This is a genomic window from Rathayibacter sp. AY1E8 (assembly GCF_002931415.1).
Lineage (GTDB): Bacteria > Actinomycetota > Actinomycetes > Actinomycetales > Microbacteriaceae > Rathayibacter.
The window spans coordinates 1-16724 of record NZ_PSVI01000066.1; the positions used below are offsets into that span (position 1 = coordinate 1).

The window sequence follows — 16724 nt, forward strand, 5'->3', positions numbered from 1 at the left end:
GCCCGCGAGCGGTTCGCCGGCGAGGACGAGGGCTACCTCTACACCCGCAACGGGAACCCGACCACCGAGGAGGTCGAGCGTCGGCTCGCCGATCTCGAGGGCGGCGCCGAGGCGATCCTGGTGGCGAGCGGCCAGGCGGCCACCGCCTCCGCTCTCCTGGGGATCCTGCAGGCCGGCGACCGGGTGCTCTCGTCGCGCCGCTTGTACGAGGGCAACCGGGGGCTGCTGGTGCAGAACTTCGGTCGGCTCGGGATCGGCGTGGACTTCGTCGACGACGCGTCGGACCTCGGCGAGTGGGAGCGGCGGATCGGGCCCGACACCCGGGTCCTCTTCGGCGAGCCGATCCCCAACCCGAAGAACGATCTGCTGGACCTCCCGGCGCTGGCCGCGATCGCGCATCGGCACGGGCTGCCGTTCGTGGTCGACAACACGCTCGCGACCCCGTACCTCCTCCGCCCGATCGAGCACGGGGCCGACGTGGTCGTGCACTCGACCAGCAAGTTCCTCGCCGGGCACGGCTCCGCCCTCGGCGGCGTGATCGTCGACGCCGGCACGTTCGACTGGGCGGCGCGCCCCGCGCTCTTCCCGCACCTCAACCAGGAGGAGCGGTCGTTCGGCGGCCGCAGCTGGACCGAGCAGCACGGCCGGCGCGCCTTCGTCTCGTACACGCGGGACATCGTGGTCTCCCGCCTCGGACCGACGCCGTCACCGCTGAACTCCTTCCTGCTGCGGCAGGGCGTCGAGACGCTGTCGCTGCGGGTCGAGCGGCACTCCGCGAACGCCCTCGCCGTCGCCCGCTTCCTCGAGGGGCGGCCCGAGGTCGTGTCGGTCGACTACTCCGGCCTGGAGTCGAGCCCGTCGTTCGCCCTCGCGCAGCGGCTGCTCCCCCGCGGGCAGGGCTCCGTCTTCTCCTTCACCGTGGCCGGAGGCGAGGCGGGCGCGGCCGCCTTCATCGACGCCGTCGAGCTGTTCAGCCACATGACCCACCTCGGCGACGTGCGCTCGCTGGTGCTGCATCCCGCGTCGACCACCCACGCCGGCCGCACCTCCGCCGAGCGGGCCGCCGCCGGCATCCACCCCGGGCTCCTCCGGCTGTCGATCGGGATCGAGGACGTCGACGACCTCCTCCGCGACCTCGAGCGCGGGCTCGCCGCGGTGCGCGCACACGCCCTCCCCGCGCTCGCGGAGGTGTGAGCGTGGCGCGCCGTCAGCACTTCGGCTGGTTCTTCTCCCGCGGCTTCGGACCGCAGGGCTGGGGGCACCCCTACCGGGAGTGGAACCACGCCTGGACGAAGCCCGGCCTCTACCAGCAGTCGGCCCGCGAGCTGGAGCAGGCCGGCTTCGAGCTGATCGTGATGGAGGACGCCGTCTCGCTCGGCTCCCCGGAGACGCTCGACCTGCGGGTGCGGGGAGCGTACGGCGGGCCGAAGCACGATCCGCTCCTCCTGGCGCCGTACCTGTTCGCGGCGACCGAGCGGATCGGGCTGGCCCCGACGATCAACGCCGGCATCACGCCCCCGTACCTCGCCGCCCGGCAGGCGGCGACGCTGCAGCACCTCAGCTCCGACCGCTTCGGGATCAACCTGGTCACCGACGTCGGCAGCGCCCGTCACGTGGGCCTGGAGCCGCTGTCGCACGACGCGGCCTACGACCGGGCCGACGAGTGGATGGCGGTCGTCCGCCGGCTCTGGCACAGCTGGGGCGAGGGCGCGCTGGTCGCCGACCCCGAGTCGGGCCGCTACGCCGATGGCACCCGGATCGACGCGTTCCGCCACCGCGGGGAGCACTTCCGCGTGGACGGACCCCTGAACGCCGTCCCCTTCGAGAACGGCGACCCGATCGTCGTCTCCCCCGGCGGGTCTCCGCGCGGCCTGGCCTTCGCCGGCACGCAGTCGGACGTGCAGCTCGCGCTCGCCCCTCTGGAGGCCCGGGCGGTGCGCGACTACCGGGCGCGCGTGCTCGCCGCGGCCGAGCAGCACGGGCGGACGGCGGACGACCTGCGCGTGCTCTTCGTCGTGAAGCCCGAGATCGTGTCGAGCCCGGAGGAGGCCGCGCGCGTCGTCGAGGCGTCGCGCCACCCCGACGAGGACGCGCTGCGGCGGATCGCGCTCGGCTGGTCGAGCGACCTGGAGACCGACCTCACCGGGCTGGACCTGGACCTCCCCGTCCCGCGGTCGGTGTTCGGCGAGCACGTCTCGCACGGCACCATCGCCGGCCTGTACGGCGGCACGGAGGACGCTCCGCTGCGGGAGCTGCTCACCAGGAAGGCGCGCAAGGGCCGCGTCGCCGAGCGCGCCGGCTTCGTCGGCACCGCGGAGGAGTTCGCCGACTTCGTCGAGGAGCTCGGCGACGACGGCGGCAGCGACGGGCTCCTCCTCTCCGGGGACCTGCACCCGGTCACCCTGCACCGGATGCTCGACGACCTCGTCCCCGTCCTGCGCCGCCGCGGGATCCTCCGCGACGAGCTCGCTCCCGGCGGGACCCGCGCCAACCTCTTCGGGACGTAGGGGGGGTCCGCCCCGTCTCACTCCGGATCCTGCGCCCGGCCGGGCACCGGGCGGAAGAACCCGTGCTCGATCTCGTGGGCGAGCTGCACAGCCTCGACACGCGAGGCCGCCCGGTCCACCGCCGGCGGCCCGGCCTCATCGGGGGTGCAGAGGGAGCGGAGGCGCTGAAGGACGGCTCCTCGCCACTGTCGTGCGATGCCGCCCGCCTCGGTGCTCCGCCGTCCCACCTCGTCGAGTCCCCGCGAAGGCGCTCCGCCGTTCACACGGCGGCCCGCACGGCTTCGAGCGCCTCGAGGAGGAGGGGACGCGGCATGGCGAAGACGAGACGCACGTGGTCGGCGTAGCCGGCGCCGCACAGGCGTCCGGAGGTGAGCGTCACTCCCGCCTCGCGCTGCAGGTGCTGCGCGGGATCGGCGAGGCCGAGAGCACCCAGGTCGAACCAGGCGAGATACGTCGCCTCCGGGGTGCGGTGCCCGATCCGGGGCAGCTCGGAGGCGAGGAAGTCGGCGATGAGGCGCCGGTTGCCGTCGAGGTAGTCGACGACCTCGTCGAGCCACGCTCCGCCCTCCCGGTAGGCGGCCGTCGAGGCGATCACGCCGAGATTCGAAGCGCCGTGCTGCACCGCGAACCCGAAGCGCGAGTAGACGTCCTCGTCTGCGTCGTTCGTGGTGATCAGCTGCGCGGCCTTCAGGCCGGGGATGTTCCACGCCTTCGAGGCGCTCGTTCCGGTGACGGAATGCCGGGCGGCCTCCTCCGAGACCGAGGCGTAAGGGATGTGGGGGACGCCGTCGAACCGCAGCGGCGCGTGGATCTCGTCGGCGAAGACCCGCCCGCCGTGGCGCTCGACGACAGCGGCGAGACCTTCGAGCTCGGACCGCGGCAGGACCGAGCCCGTCGGGTTGTGCGGATTGCAGAGCACCAGGGTGCCCGCTCCCTGCGCGAAGGCCGCATCGATCCCGTCGAGGTCGTGCTCCCAGCGGCCGTCGACGATCGTTCCCGGGACCTCGATCACCTCGCGTCCGATGGCCGACAGGTAGGTGAGGAACGGCATGTAAGCAGGGGTAGGCACGATCACCGGTGAGCCGGGGCGGGAGAACTCGGTGACGGCCACTCCGAGCGCGGCCATGACATCCGAGACGGAGTGCACGCGGGCGGGGTCGACCGTCCACGCGTACTGCTCAGCGAGGTACTCCGCGGCGGCCTCGCCCAGCTCGCCCGCAGTCGAGGGGGACAGATAGCCCAGCACGTCGCCGGCCACGGCGTCGTGCAGTGCCCTCCGAACGGCCGGCGCCGTACCGAAGTCCATCTCGGCGACCCAGGCTCCGATGGTGCCGGGGCGGAGGCTCCACTTGCGGCTCGTCGGGCGGTCGAGTCGTTCGCGCGTGAGCGAGTCGAACAGGTGCATGGGAGTCCTCGGGGAAGCGGGCGGAGGGCGCCCCGCTGGTCGATCGGGGCGCCCGAGGCGGGGGCGGCTCAGCTGTTGTCGAGCGGGAGCCCGGGCGGGTTCACCAGGGCCTCGTCCACGGCCTCGTCCTGCAGGCCGTAGGCCGACAGCCAGTCCTGGTACTGACCGTTCCCGATGAGGTAGCCGAGGGCCTGGGCGATCGGCTCGGCGAGTCCGGAGTCCTTCTTCACAGTCGCCGCGATCAGCCCGTCGAGCGATTCGCCCGCTCCGGAGAACGTGCCGGCGTTGCGGGTCGGGTCGGCGCCGTCCTCCGAGATCCGGTTCTGGTAGACCGTCGTCGGGTTGGGCCCGAAGTAGGCGTCGATCCGGCCGGAGCCGAGAGCGAGAGTGACGGAGTTGGCATCGGGCAGTCGCGTGATCTCCAGGGACCTGCCCTCGGACTGCAGACGGGCCTGCCACTCGAGCAGGATCTTCTCCTGGTTGGTGCCGCTGCTGACCGCGACGGTGAGTCCGTCGAGGTTCTCGTAGTCGCCGTCGAACTCCCAGTCGTTCGAGGCGAGGACCTGGAACGCGAGGGTGTCGGCGCGGTAGGAGGTGAAGTCGTACTTCTCCTTGCGCTTCTCCGTGACGGTGATGTTCGAGAAGCCGACGTCGCTGCCTCCGGTGTCGATGCCCACGAAGAGGTTGTCCCAGGTGGAGTTCTCCACCTCGGGCTGCAGCCCGAGGACGGCGGCGACGAGGCGGCCGAGATCGGGCTCCGAGCCGGTGAGGGTCTCGGTGTCGGTCCCGGTGAACGCGAGCGGAGGGAAGCCTGCGGGGAGAGCGCCGACGCCGATCGTCAGGGTCCCGCGGTCGAGGATCTCCTGCGGCAGCGTGCCGCGGATCTCGTCGACGACCGGCACATCGATGTCCGTCTCGGTCGCCGCTCCGTTGGAGAGGGCACCCACGGTGACGGTGGTGGTGCCGGAGGCGGCTCCCGGGGAGGCCGGGTCGGAGGCGGCGGCACCGGAGCAGGCCGCGAGGCCCGTCGTCAGCGCGGCGGCAGCGAGAAGCGCCCCGACTCTGGTCCAACGAGTGATGTGCGGTCTGGTCATGATTCGATTCCTGTGTCTGTCGTGCGGATGGAGAGGAGGAGGAGTGCGGGGGCTCAGCCGAGGACTCGGCCGAGGAAGTCGCGGGTCCGCGGATTCTGCGGGCGGTCGAGGACCTCGCTCGGGCTGCCCTGCTCGACGACGAGGCCGTCGTCGACGAACACCACCCGGTCGGCGACCTCGCGGGCGAAGCCGATCTCGTGGGTCACGACGATGAGGGTGCGGCCACTCTCGGCCAGCGACCGGATGACCTGCAGCACCTCCCCGACGAGCTCGGGATCGAGAGCCGAGGTCGGCTCGTCGAAGAGGATCACCTCGGGGTCGAGCGCGAGCGCACGCGCGATGGCCACGCGCTGCTGCTGGCCGCCGGAGAGCTGCCTCGGATAGGCCGCCGCCTTGTCGGCGAGACGGACGTGCTCGAGCAGGGCGCGTGCCCGCTCGCGGGCCTCCGCGGGCGGCTGCCCCTGCGAGATCGGCGCCTCGGTGACGTTCTCGAGGATCGTCAGGTGCGGGAAGAGGTTGAAGCTCTGGAAGACGAAGCCGATCCTCGCCCTCTGGCGCAGGATCTCCTTCTCGCGCAGCTCCTTGAGCCGACCGCCGCGCAGCCGCACCCCGATCAGCTCGCCGTTCACGGAGACGAACCCCTCGTCGAGCTTCTCGAGATGGTTGATCGCCCGCAGCAGGGTCGACTTGCCCGAGCCGCTCGGACCGAGGATAACCGTGACGGTGCCCGCCTCGACGCGCAGGTCGACTCCCCGGAGCACGGTCCGGTCGCCGTAGGACTTGGTCGCGTTGTGGATCTCGATGGCGGCGGTCATCGCGCACTCCTCAGGCCGGCGAGCGAGCGCCGCACCCGCTGGAGGGGCGTGGGCGCGAGCTCCCGGTGCGCGCCGCGGGCGTAGAAGCGCTCGATGTAGAACTGCACGACCGAGATCGCCGAGGTCAGCACCAGGTACCAGATCGTCGCGACGACGAGCAGGGGGATGATGTCCGTCGGGTACGTGCTGCCGAGGTTCTGAGCGACCCCGAACAGGTCGAGCAGCGAGACGTAGAACAGCAGCGAGCTCGCCTTCAGCAGGCCGATGATCTGGTTCACGTAGGCGGGCACGATCGAGCGGAGCGCCTGCGGGAGGACGATGCGGGTGAACTGGCGGCGCTGCGGGATCCCGAGCGCCTTCGCCGCTTCGTGCTGCCCCTGATCGACCGCGAGCACCCCGGAACGGACGACCTCGGCGCTGTAGGCGATCTCGGACAGGCTCAGGCCGATCACGCCGAGGGCGAGCGGAGGCAGCAGCGACACCGTCGGCACCGACCACTGCGGACCGAAGGGGATGCCGATGCCGACGGTCGGATACAGGTTGCCGAGATTGAACAGGAAGATGAGGACGAGGATCAGCGGCACCGAGCGGAACAGCCAGATGTAGACCCAGCTGAGCGTCGACAGCACCGGATTGCCCGAGAGCCGGGCTACGGCGACGACGATGCCTCCGACGAAGCTGATCACGGCGCTGATGGCGGTGGCGAGGAGTGTCAGCTGCAGCCCCTTCAGGATCGCCGGACTGAAGAGCCAGGTCCCGACCTTCGGCCACTCCCACGACGGGTTCGTGAAGAGGGTCTGTCCGGCGTTCAGCAGGAGCACGAGGACCAGTGCGGCGACCACCCAGCGCACCGGGTGGCGCAGCGGCAGCACCGGCCGCTCGCCGAGTCGGGCGAGGTCGATGCCTCCGGGATGGGGGCCGGACGTGTCCCGCGGTCGAGGCGGCGCGATCGTGCCGCTCATGAGGCACGCCCCGTGACGCGACCGCGCAGGCGTGCTCCGCCGTCGGGCAGGGACGCGGTGAGCTGCGCGAAGGAGTCGTCGTGCGCGGTCCGGATCCTCGCGACATCGAGCGGCCGATCGGTGAGCGTCCGCGCATAGCCGTGCAGGACGACCACCTCCGGAGGCTGGGTCACGTCGTAGAGCGGTGTGTAGCCCGCGGTGAGGTAGAGCCGCTGCGCCTCCGGCTGGAGCGGCCCGGTCGTGAGGTAGACGGTCGAGTAGCCGAGCCGGCGCGCCTCCGCCTCGAGCTCGGCGACCACGCGCAGGGCGAGTCCCTGCCGACGGTGCGCCGAGGATGTCCAGATGCGCTTGAGCTCGGCGGTCGTGTCGTCGAATCTCTTCAGCGCGCCTCCGGCGATCGCGGTGCCGTCGCGCAGAAGCAGGACGAAGGATCCCTCCGGCGGGGCGAACACCTCGCTCGGGTAGCGCGCGAGCTCGGCCGATGCCGGCTCGCCCCAGGCGGTGCCGTAGCGGGTGTCGTACTCGCGCTCGAGCTCGTCGAGCAGGGGCCGGGCCCGCGGGTCATCGGCCCGCACATGGACGAACTCGTCGGCCGCGACGGTGTCAGACGAGGACACGAGCGGCCTCCTCGGCGGCCTGGGCGGCCGCGGCGTCGCGTCGAGCGACCTCCTCGCGCACCAGCGGTATCACGTGGCGACCGAAGTCGAGGGTGTCGTCGACGTAGTCGTAGCCGCGCGCCGAGATGATGTCGACCCCGAGATCGACGTAGTCGAGCAGCGCGGCGGCCACCGTCTCCGGCGTCCCGACGAGGGCGTTCGAGTTGCCGCGCGCTCCCGCGGCGACTCCCGCCCTGGTCCAGAGCGCGCGATCGAAACGGTCGCCTGCGGCGGCGATCGCGAGGAGGCGCTGCGAGCCGGTGTTCTCCGGCGCGGCGAGGCCTCCGGGGGCGGTCTCGCGGGTGCGCGCCTCGATGCGGCGGAGGATCCCCTCCGCCTTCTCCCAGGCCTGCTCCTCGGTGGCCCCGAGGATGGGTCGGAAGGCGACCTGGATGCGCGGCGCGACTTCGCGGCCGGCCGCCGCCGCCGCCTCCCGGATGCTGCGGATCTGCTCGGCGGTGTCCCGCAGCGGCTCGCCCCAGAGCGCGTAGACGTCGCTCTCGGCGGCACCGACGGACAGAGCGGCGGGAGAGGAGCCTCCGAACGAGATCTGCGGCCGAGGCTGCTGCACCGGCCAGACGTCGCTGACGAACCGGGAGAAGCGGTAGTGCTCCCCGACGTGATCGAACGGCTCACGGGTCGTCCAGACCTGCTTGACGATCCTGATGTACTCGGCGGTGCGCGCGTAGCGCTCGTCCTTGCTCAGGTAGTCGCCCTCCGCGGCCTGGTCCGCGTCCGACCCGCCCGTGATCACGTGGACGCTCAGGCGGCCTCCACTCAGCTGATCGAGGGTCGCGAAGGCTTTCGCCGCGACCGTGGGGTAGGAGACGTTGGGCCGGTGCGCCAGCAGCAGCTGGATGCGCTCGAGCCGCGACGCGATGAAAGCGGCGGCGACGGCGGGGTCGGGGGCTCCGGAGTGGTAGGCGAACAGGATGCGGTCCCACCCGCTGTCCTCATGAGCCGCGGCCAGACGCACCGTGTACTCCGGGTCGAAGCTCGCGCCGCTGCGTGCTCGTGTCTCGCTGCCGTCGTTGAGCGCGGCGATGCCGAGGAATTCGATGGGCACTCGAGGCTCCTGCCTGTCGGGGCGCACCGTTCTGCACGCCGTGGGGGCCGACGCTAGGGTCCGCGGCCACCCGGCTCCAACCCCGCCGCTACACACTTCTTCACATCGTCACGAGTCGTCACAGAGCGGCGTCCTCACGGGGGAAGGGTCATCGTGGACGCATGTCAGCGCCATCGGACGGGACCCGCTCCCTCGTGATCGTCGGGGGAGGTCCCCGCGCGGTCGGGGTCCTCGAGCGCCTCGCCGCGAACGCCGCCGAGGACGCCCTCGGGCCGGCCGCGCTCGTCGTCCACGTCGTCGACCCGTACCCCGTCGGCCCCGGCCGGATCTGGCGCTACGAGCAGTCGCCGCTGCTGAAGCTCAACTCGCGCGCAGCCGACGTGACGATGTTCACCGACGCGAGCGCGACGATCGAGGGGCCGGTGCGCCCCGGACCCTCGCTGATCGAGTGGGCGAGGGCGGTGCGGGCCGGCCGGATCGCGCTCGCAGAGGGCGACGAAGCCGTGCGCCGCGAGCTCGACGGGCTCCGCGCCGACAGCTTCCCCACCCGCCGGCTGCAGAGCCTCTATCTGGGCTGGTTCCACCGGGAGGCGCTCGTCGCTCTCCGCCCTGACGTCGAGGTCCGCGAGCACGCGGCGCGCGTCGTCGAGGTGCTCGGCCGCGACAACGGTGCGCAGCGGGTCGTCCTCGACTCCGGCGACGTGATCGAGGCGGACCTGGTCCTGTTCTCGCTCGGGCACAGCGGCGCTCTGCCGACGGTCGACGAGACCCGGCTGGCCGGGTTCGCCGAGCGCCACGGCCTCACCTACCTGCCGCCGTCGTTCACGGCCGACGCCGACCTCGGATCCCTCCGCGCCGGACACGACGTGATCGTGCGCGGCCTCGGCCTCGTCGCGGTCGACCTCCTGGTGCTGCTCACCGAGGGCCGGGGCGGCCGCTTCGAACGGGACGACGCCGGCGGACTGCGCTACCACCCGTCGGGACGTGAGCCGCGCATCCTGATCGGCAGCCGCCGCGGGGTCCCTTACCACTCGAAGATCGGCTCGACGCTCCAGGGAGCCGCGCCCGAGCCCCGCTGGTTCTCGGCGTCCGTCGTCGAGGAGCTGCGCTCGCGACACCGCCCGCTCGACTTCAGCGAGGACGTCTGGCCCCTGATCGCCCAGGAGATGCTCTGGGGCTACTACCGTGAGCTCTTCACCGGGCACCCCGACCGGGTGAGCACCGACTGGACGCACTTCTCGGAGGTGTTCTCGCGGCTCGACCCGCGCGCCTCGGTCCTCGCCGGCTCCCGCGGCCCGCGACCCGAAGCGGGACAGGGGTACGCTCTCCCCGCACTCGGGGCCGACGCCGAGCGGGTCCTCGGAGATGCGCGGACCCTGACCGCGCTCGTCGCGGACACTGTGCCGGACAGCCTCGACAGGCTGCTCCTCCCCGATCTCGACCGCCCGTTCGCCGATGTGCGGTTCGCCGACGGCTCGGCGCTGCAGGAGGCGGTGCGCGCCTACATCCGGGACGACCTGGCTCTGCGCAGCCGGCAGGAGCACAGCGCCACGATGGCGCTCTTCCTCGCGCTTCTGCGCAGCCACTTCCTCGTCGCCGATCTCACCGCGTCCGCGAGGTGGACGCCCCGCTCGCGGATCGAGGATCTGCACGGATGGTGGCTCGGCTGGTTCAGCTTCCTCGCGAGCGGGCCGCCCGCGCACCGTCTCGAGGAGCTGCTCGCACTCTCGGACGCGGGCGTCGTCGACTTCCTCGGCCCGGGCATCCGTGTGGAGACCTCCGAAGAGGAGGGCCGCTTCGTCGCGAGCGGCGGGGCGACCGATCAGGTCGTCCTCGCTGACGCTCTCGTCGACGCGCGCCTCCCCCGGACGTCCGTTGCGAGGAGTGACGACGCGCTGATGCGAGCGCTCGTCGCGTCGGGGTCGGCGGTCGAGGACCTCGTCGACGTCGGCGACACTCTCCTGTCGACCGGGAGGCTGCGCGTGCACCAGGACGACACCCTGCTGCGCTCGACGGCGGGAGGCCGCGTCGGCCGCCGGTACGCGATCGGCCCGTACACCGACTCGCCGTTCGTCGGCGCCTTCTCCCGGCCGGGCACGAACGCGGTGTCGTTCCGCGAGAACGACAAGGTCGCGCGCGCGCTGCTGCGCCGCCTCCGCGCACTCGACGACGAGGAGCTCGTCCGAGCCGGCACCCTGATCCGAGGAGCACGATGACCGCCGCCCCACCCCTCAGCCTCGCCGTCGCCCTCGAGGGCGCCGGCTGGCACCCCGCGTCCTGGCGCGAGCCTGGCGCCCGTCCCGACGCGCTCTTCACCGGCGCGTACTGGGCGGACATCGTGCAGCGGGCGGAGCGCGGCGGGATCGACTTCGTGACGATCGAGGACTCCTTCGCCCTGCAATCGGCGGACCCCTTCCTGGCCGACGACCGCACCGACGAGGTCCGCGGCCGGCTCGACGCGCTGCTGATCGCCTCCTACGTCGCCCCCCTCACGAGCCGCATCGGTCTCGTGCCCACGGTCACCGTGACCCACACGGAGCCCTTCCACGTGTCGAAGGCCGTCGCGACGCTCGACCACCTGAGCCGGGGGCGGGGCGGTTGGCAGGTCAGGGTGTCGTCACGCGTCGACGAAGCCTCGCACGTCGGACGACGAATCGCGGCGATCGTGCCGCCGGAGCCGGGCACGCCCCTTCTCGAGGACCCCGCGATCCGCGCCGTCGTCGACGAGCTCTTCGAGGAGGCGGCCGACGCCGTCGAGGTCGCACGGAGACTCTGGGACAGCTGGGAGGACGACGCCGAGATCCGCGACGTCGCCACCGATCGCTTCCTCGACGCCGACAAGGTGCACCGCGTCGACTTCGCAGGACGCTGGTTCTCGGTGCGCGGCCCCGCGATCACTCCCCGGCCGCCGCAGGGGCAGCCCGTCGTCGCCGCGCTCGCACACGCCGACATCCCGTACCGTTTCGCCGCGCGCTCGGCCGACGTCGTGTTCGCGACGCCTCAGAACGCAGCGGACGCCGAGAGGATCCTCCAGGAGATCGCCGAGGCGGAGCGCGGGGCGGGGCGCACGGGCGAGCGCCTGCGGGTCCTCGCCGACCTCGTCGTCGTCCTCGACACCCCGGCGGAGTCCGCCGCGGCCAGACTCTCGCGCCTCGACGCTCTCGGCCGACCGCTCACCGGCGACGCCGCCGTCGCCGCCGGGTCGGCCGCGTCCGTCGCCGACCGCATCGCCGAGCTCTCACAGCTCGGCTACGACGGCGTCCGCCTCCGACCCGCGGTTCTCGCCACCGATCTGCCGCTGATCGCCGACGACCTCGTGCCCGAGCTGCGCCGACGCGGTCTGCTCGTCGGGACGGAGGAGGGCCGCACCCTCCGCTCAGCCCTGGGCCTGCCCACGTCGATCCCGAACCGCTACGCCTCCGAGGAGCAGTCATGACGCGGCGACCGAAGCAGATCGTCCTCGCCGCCTACGTGGGCGGGGTGAACGAGCACACCCTGTGGGAGCACCCCGACGCCGGCAGCCAGGTCGACTTCTCGACGTTCCGCCGCGTCGCAGAGACCGCGGAGCGCGGGCGGTTCGATTACTTCTTCCTCGCCGAGGGTCTGGCCCTGCGGGAGCGCGCGGGGCGCCCGTTCGACCATGACATCGCCGGACGACCGGACACTCTGCCGCTCCTCGCCGCGCTGGCCGCGGTCACGGAGCACATCGGCCTGGTCGGCACGCTCAACGCGACGTTCAACGAGCCCTTCGAGCTCGCCCGTCAGATCGCGACCCTCGACCACCTCTCAGGCGGACGAGCGGGGTGGAACGTGGTCACGTCCTTCGACGCCTTCACGGGCGCGAACTTCCGCCGCGGCGGCTTCCTCGACCGCGCCGACCGCTACGCCCGTGCCGAGGAGGCCGTCCGCGCGGTGACGACGCTCTGGGACACCTGGACCTCCGACGCCGTGCGAGCCGATGCCCCCTCCGGCGAGTTCCTCGCCGACTCGTCGACGGGGTCGTTCGCCGTCTCGAGCAGCCAGTTCGACGTCTCCGGCCGTTTCACCGTGCCGCGCAGCCCGCAGGGCCGGCCGGTGATCGTGCAGGCGGGCGTCTCTCCGCAGGGTCGCGACTTCGCGGCGTCGAGCGCCGACGTGATCTTCTCCCCCTACCACCGGGGACCTGAGGCGCACGAGTTCGCGCGCGACATCGCGGCCCGGGTCGCGGCGGCGGGTCGCCCGGCCGGCTCCGTGCGGATCCTCCCGTCAGCCGCCGTCGTCCTCGGCGGCACCGCTGCGGAGGCGGAGGAGAGAGCGCGGTGGATCCGCGATCAGCAACTCACACCGCGCACGATCCAGGTGCTCTTCGAGCAGGTCTGGAACCGGGACCTGTCGGGCTTCGACGTCGACGGGCCGGTACCCGATCTCGAGCCCGACCTCGAGGCGCCGCCGCTGATCGAGGGCCGCGCACTGATCCACGGTGATCGCGCGGGGACCGTGCGCGCCTGGCGTGCGCTCGCTCAGGAGCGCGACCTCACCCTCCGCGGTCTCGCCGAGACCGTCTTCGACCGCACGGAGTACGTGGGCACGGCTGAGCAGGTCGCCGACCGTCTCGACGAGTTCGTGCAGAGCGGGGGCGGCGACGGGGTCGTCCTCGGATCGCACCTGCACCCGGGTGGTCTGGACGAGTTCGTCGACCGCGTCGTGCCGCTGCTGCAGGAGCGCGGTTCGCTGCGCACCGAGTACGAGGGCACGACCCTGCGGGAGAACCTCGGCCTGGAGATCCCCGCCCGGCCGTGACCTCATCCCCTCCGCCCCCTCTCCGACCTCCGAAGGAAGACCATGACCGACGCCTACTACGACCGCGCAGCCGACCGCCGCTACACCGCCGCCTACAAGAAGGAGACCCCCGACGTCCTTGCGGCGTTCACCGCCTTCGACACCGCCGTCTTCGCTCCGCAGGGTCGCGAGATCCCGCTCAAGTACCGCGAGCTCATCGCCTACGCCGTGGGCATCAGCAAGCAGTGCGTCTACTGCATCGACGGCCACGGCCAGAACGCCGTGCGCGCCGGTGCGACCGAGACCGAGCTCGCCGAATCAGCCTGGGTCGCGGCCGCCATCGGAGCCGGAGCCGCCTTCGCGCACGGCCGACTCGGCTTCAAGCTGACCGAGGACCACCCGCACTGATCGTGCCCCCGCCCCAGTCCCTCCTACCGATCGGCCGATCATGACGAACGAACCCGCCTTCAGCACCACCCTCACTCCCTTCGACGAGGACTACTCGCCGGCCCAGAGCTCCCGGATCACCACCAACTTCGCGAATCTGGCCCGCGGCGAGCGCCGCCGGGAGAACCTCCGGACCGCGCTGCGGATGATCGACGACCGGTTGAACGATCTCGTGCCGGGCGACGATCCGAGCCGCGGCCGCTACACGGTCGGGCTCGACATCGTCTCCGTCGGGCTGCGGCTCACCACGGACGGCGAGGACCGGGAGTTCCCGCTGCTGGAGGTCCTGCGCACCCGGATCCTCGACCGCCGCACCGGCCGATGTCAGCCGGGGACACTGGGGAACAACTTCTCCTCCTACCTCCGCGACCACGACTTCAGCGTGCGGCTGCCGGCGGTCAACGCCGCGCAGGCCGGCTTCACCGTCCCCGACGACTTCGGCGTCCTGCACGGCGCGCTCTTCCAGCACTTCCGGTACTCCGCGCAGTACGCGGAGCTCTCGTCGACGCCGCCCGTCATCTGCATCAGCGTCTCGACGAGCAGGACGTACCGGCGCACCGGGACCCTCCATCCGATCCTCGGCGTCGAGTACCGGCAGGACGAGCTCTCGCTGACCGACCGGTACTTCGCGGAGATGGGCCTCGGGGTCCGCTTCTTCATGCCGCCCGGCAGCACGGCGCCGCTCGCGTTCTACTGCGGCGGCGACCTGCTGGAGGACTACTCGGACCTCCAGCTCATCGCCACCATCAGCACGATGGAGACGTTCCAGAGGATCTACCGGCCCGAGATCTACGGCGCGCGCTCGGCCGCCGCCGACGTCTACCGGCCGGACCTGGAGCAGCAGGACTACGTGCGGCCCGCGGTCTCCTACGACCGCGAGGAGCGCGGCCGGCTCGCGGTCGAGCAGGGGCGGTTCGCGGAGGAGCATCTCATGAAGCCGCACGGGGAGCGGCTGCGGCAGTGGGCCGCCGAGTACGCGGAAGCGGTCCGATGAGCGCGCGCGGAGCCTCGGCGGCCCTCCCGCTCCTGCCCACCTCGATCGCCGGCAGCCTGCCGAAGCCGTCGTGGCTCGCGCAGCCGGAGACCCTGTGGTCCCCGTGGCGGCTGACCGGCGACGCCCTGGCCGAGGGCAAGCAGGACGCCCTGCGCGCCGCTGTCCACGAGCAGCACCACCGGGGCCTGGACATCGTCAGTGACGGGGAGCAGACCCGGCAGCACTTCGTCACGACGTTCATCGAGCACCTCACGGGCGTCGACTTCGAGCGGCGCGAGACGGTGCGCATCCGCGACCGGTACGACGCGAGCGTGCCGACCGTCGTCGGCGCCGTAGGGCTCGAGAGGCCCGTGTTCGCCGACGACGCCCGGTTCCTGCGCGAGCAGACCGATCAGCCGATCAAGTGGGCGCTGCCCGGCCCGATGACGATGATCGACACCCTCTCCGACCGGCACTACGGGAGCCGCGAGAAGCTGGCGTGGGAGTTCGCGACCATCCTCAACGAGGAGGCGCGAGCCCTCCAGGACGCCGGAGTCGACATCGTCCAGTTCGACGAGCCCGCCTTCACCGTCTTCTTCGACGAGGTGCACGACTGGGGTGTGGCCGCGCTGGAGAGGGCGGCGGAGGGACTCCGCATCGAGACCGCGGTGCACATCTGCTACGGCTACGGGATCAAGGCGAACACCGACTGGAAGGCGACCCTCGGGTCGGAGTGGCGGCAGTACGAGGAGTCGTTGCCGCTCCTCCAGCAGTCCTCGCTCGACATCGTCTCGCTGGAGAGCCACCACTCCCACGTGCCGATGGAGCTGATCGAGCTCGTCCGCGGCAAGAAGGTCATGCTCGGAGCGATCGACGTGGCGAGCGGGACCGTCGAGACGCCCGAGGAGGTCGCCGACACCCTGCGCCGCGCCCTCCGGTTCGTCGACGCGGACCTGCTCCTCCCCAGCACGAACTGCGGCATGGCGCCGCTGCCCCGCGACCTCGCCTGGGGGAAGCTCAGCGCGCTGAGCGCGGGAGCAGCGATCGTCCGCGAGGAGCTCGCGCCCTGACCGGCCTCCGGGGAGACGGGTCGCGGCCGGCCCGTCTCCCCGGAGGTCCCGCCCGCCTCACCCCTCCGCTCGCGCCTCCTGCGCCGCGATGTCCTTCATCGCCAGGTCCGCGCGGCGGAACTGGTCCGTCTCCGGGAGCGCGAGGTGCAGTCCGGCGACGGTCGTGAGCGAGACCGTCACCTCGGCCACGGTCACGTCGAGGACGTGCCCGCCCTTCTCGCGGGCGTCGTCGACGTAGTGCAGGTGGTACCCGGGGACCGACACGGCCTGCTCGAACTGCGGAGTGCGGAACCCCGCGATCGTGCCGCGGGTGTCGGCGATGCCGGTGACGCCCTGGTGGGCGGTCGCCTCGATCAGGGGCGGGTACGGCTCGGTCTGCGCGCCCACGGTCCGGGTTCGGACCTCGGTGAACCGGCCGTCGATCCGCAGGGCGACGGGGATGTTCCCGCCGTCGACCGCGTCGTCGATCAGCCGGGTGAGGCCGGCGAGACCGGTCGGCTCCTCCACCGTGAACGTCGTGGTCGCGTGGAAGGGCAGCACGGCGGCGAAGGGCGTCCGGTCGTCGCCGTCCGCGACCTGGACGGAGCCGTCGCTGCGCAGGTGGTAGCAGACGCCGTCAACGATCACCATCTCGCCGTCCAGGTGGTTGAAGGTGCCCAGCCCGAGATCGCCGTGGGTGAGCAGCTCGCGGATCGTCAGGTCCCCGTCGTACACCCCGGCCAGCAGCGCGGCCATGGTCGAGCTCTGGTAGATCGCGTAGTCGTCGGTCGAGTCGACCGTGTGCGTGCTCATTCGAAGGCGTCCTCGACCAGGTGGGCGGCGATGTCGACGTTGCGGCTGTAGTCCACCGCGACGTCGATGATCGAGACGCCCGGCTCGGCCAGGGACGCCCGGAACGCCTCCTCGAACTCGGCGAGGCCGCTCACCCGCCTGCCCGTGGCGCCGAACGCCGCGGCGAACTTCTCGATGTC

16 protein-coding genes are annotated in these 16724 nt (G+C 72.0%); 8 read left to right on the forward strand and 8 right to left on the reverse strand.

Features of this window, described 5'->3' with window-relative positions; genetic code table 11:
* Both C5C74_RS15020 and C5C74_RS15025 read left to right on the forward strand, forming a co-directional pair.
* On the forward strand, positions 1-1194 hold a 1194-nt coding region (locus C5C74_RS15020), incomplete at its 5' end, for an O-acetylhomoserine aminocarboxypropyltransferase/cysteine synthase family protein (protein WP_104351813.1).
* 2 nt (positions 1195-1196) lie between these two features.
* Positions 1197-2507 carry an LLM class flavin-dependent oxidoreductase gene (locus C5C74_RS15025; protein ID WP_104351814.1) on the forward strand — a complete coding sequence of 437 codons (1311 nt, stop codon included), beginning with the start codon at positions 1197-1199 and terminating at the stop codon, positions 2505-2507.
* A 259-nt stretch (positions 2508-2766) separates the two neighbouring features.
* On the opposite strand, the gene C5C74_RS15030 is transcribed toward C5C74_RS15025, so the two are convergent.
* The 6 genes from C5C74_RS15030 to C5C74_RS15055 all read right to left on the reverse strand — a co-directional run bounded on the left by C5C74_RS15030 (position 2767) and on the right by C5C74_RS15055 (position 8505).
* Positions 2767-3912, reverse strand: coding sequence for a MalY/PatB family protein (locus C5C74_RS15030; RefSeq protein WP_104233981.1), 1146 nt, complete (start codon positions 3910-3912; stop codon positions 2767-2769).
* Between the two features lie 68 nt (positions 3913-3980).
* Positions 3981-5006 carry a transporter substrate-binding domain-containing protein gene (locus C5C74_RS15035; protein ID WP_104351815.1) on the reverse strand — a complete coding sequence of 342 codons (1026 nt, stop codon included), beginning with the start codon at positions 5004-5006 and terminating at the stop codon, positions 3981-3983.
* 53 nt (positions 5007-5059) lie between these two features.
* Positions 5060-5821, reverse strand: a complete 762-nt coding sequence (locus tag C5C74_RS15040; protein WP_104223287.1) for an amino acid ABC transporter ATP-binding protein — start codon at positions 5819-5821, stop codon at positions 5060-5062.
* Positions 5818-6783: an amino acid ABC transporter permease gene (locus C5C74_RS15045; RefSeq protein WP_104351816.1), complete on the reverse strand. Its 966-nt coding sequence runs from the start codon at positions 6781-6783 to the stop codon at positions 5818-5820. Before C5C74_RS15045 ends, C5C74_RS15040 begins: the two co-directional genes overlap by 4 nt.
* Entirely contained in the window at positions 6780-7400 is a 621-nt protein-coding gene (locus C5C74_RS15050) for a GNAT family N-acetyltransferase (protein WP_219812350.1), read from the reverse strand. The genes C5C74_RS15045 and C5C74_RS15050 overlap by 4 nt, the downstream gene beginning before the upstream one ends.
* Entirely contained in the window at positions 7387-8505 is a 1119-nt protein-coding gene (locus tag C5C74_RS15055; RefSeq protein WP_104351817.1) for an LLM class flavin-dependent oxidoreductase, read from the reverse strand. Before C5C74_RS15055 ends, C5C74_RS15050 begins: the two co-directional genes overlap by 14 nt.
* Before the next feature lie 161 nt (positions 8506-8666).
* Here C5C74_RS15055 and C5C74_RS15060 point away from each other — a divergent pair, with 161 nt between their 5' ends.
* The 6 genes from C5C74_RS15060 to C5C74_RS15085 are packed head-to-tail and all read left to right on the forward strand — an operon-like array spanning position 8667 to position 15753.
* Positions 8667-10721 carry an FAD/NAD(P)-binding domain-containing protein gene (locus C5C74_RS15060; protein ID WP_104351818.1) on the forward strand — a complete coding sequence of 685 codons (2055 nt, stop codon included), beginning with the start codon at positions 8667-8669 and terminating at the stop codon, positions 10719-10721.
* Positions 10718-11941 carry an LLM class flavin-dependent oxidoreductase gene (locus tag C5C74_RS15065; RefSeq protein ID WP_104351819.1) on the forward strand — a complete coding sequence of 408 codons (1224 nt, stop codon included), beginning with the start codon at positions 10718-10720 and terminating at the stop codon, positions 11939-11941. Before C5C74_RS15060 ends, C5C74_RS15065 begins: the two co-directional genes overlap by 4 nt.
* A complete protein-coding gene (locus C5C74_RS15070; RefSeq protein WP_104223292.1) occupies positions 11938-13284 on the forward strand; it encodes an NtaA/DmoA family FMN-dependent monooxygenase in 1347 nt (448 codons plus the stop codon). The genes C5C74_RS15065 and C5C74_RS15070 overlap by 4 nt, the downstream gene beginning before the upstream one ends.
* Positions 13285-13326: 42 nt before the next feature.
* Positions 13327-13671, forward strand: coding sequence for a carboxymuconolactone decarboxylase family protein (locus C5C74_RS15075; RefSeq protein ID WP_104223293.1), 345 nt, complete (start codon positions 13327-13329; stop codon positions 13669-13671).
* Positions 13672-13711: 40 nt separating this feature from the next.
* Positions 13712-14704 (forward strand): putative oxygenase MesX, encoded by a 993-nt coding sequence (locus C5C74_RS15080; protein WP_104351820.1) that lies wholly within the window; start codon positions 13712-13714, stop codon positions 14702-14704.
* Positions 14701-15753 (forward strand): methionine synthase, encoded by a 1053-nt coding sequence (locus C5C74_RS15085; RefSeq protein ID WP_104262243.1) that lies wholly within the window; start codon positions 14701-14703, stop codon positions 15751-15753. The genes C5C74_RS15080 and C5C74_RS15085 overlap by 4 nt, the downstream gene beginning before the upstream one ends.
* Before the next feature lie 57 nt (positions 15754-15810).
* Here C5C74_RS15085 and budA read toward each other — a convergent pair whose 3' ends face one another.
* Positions 15811-16545 carry an acetolactate decarboxylase gene (gene budA, locus C5C74_RS15090; protein ID WP_104351821.1) on the reverse strand — a complete coding sequence of 245 codons (735 nt, stop codon included), beginning with the start codon at positions 16543-16545 and terminating at the stop codon, positions 15811-15813.
* Positions 16542-16724, reverse strand: a 183-nt coding sequence (locus C5C74_RS17550; protein ID WP_374953528.1) for a hypothetical protein, incomplete at its 5' end; no start/stop codon positions are given. The genes C5C74_RS17550 and budA, both read right to left, overlap by 4 nt.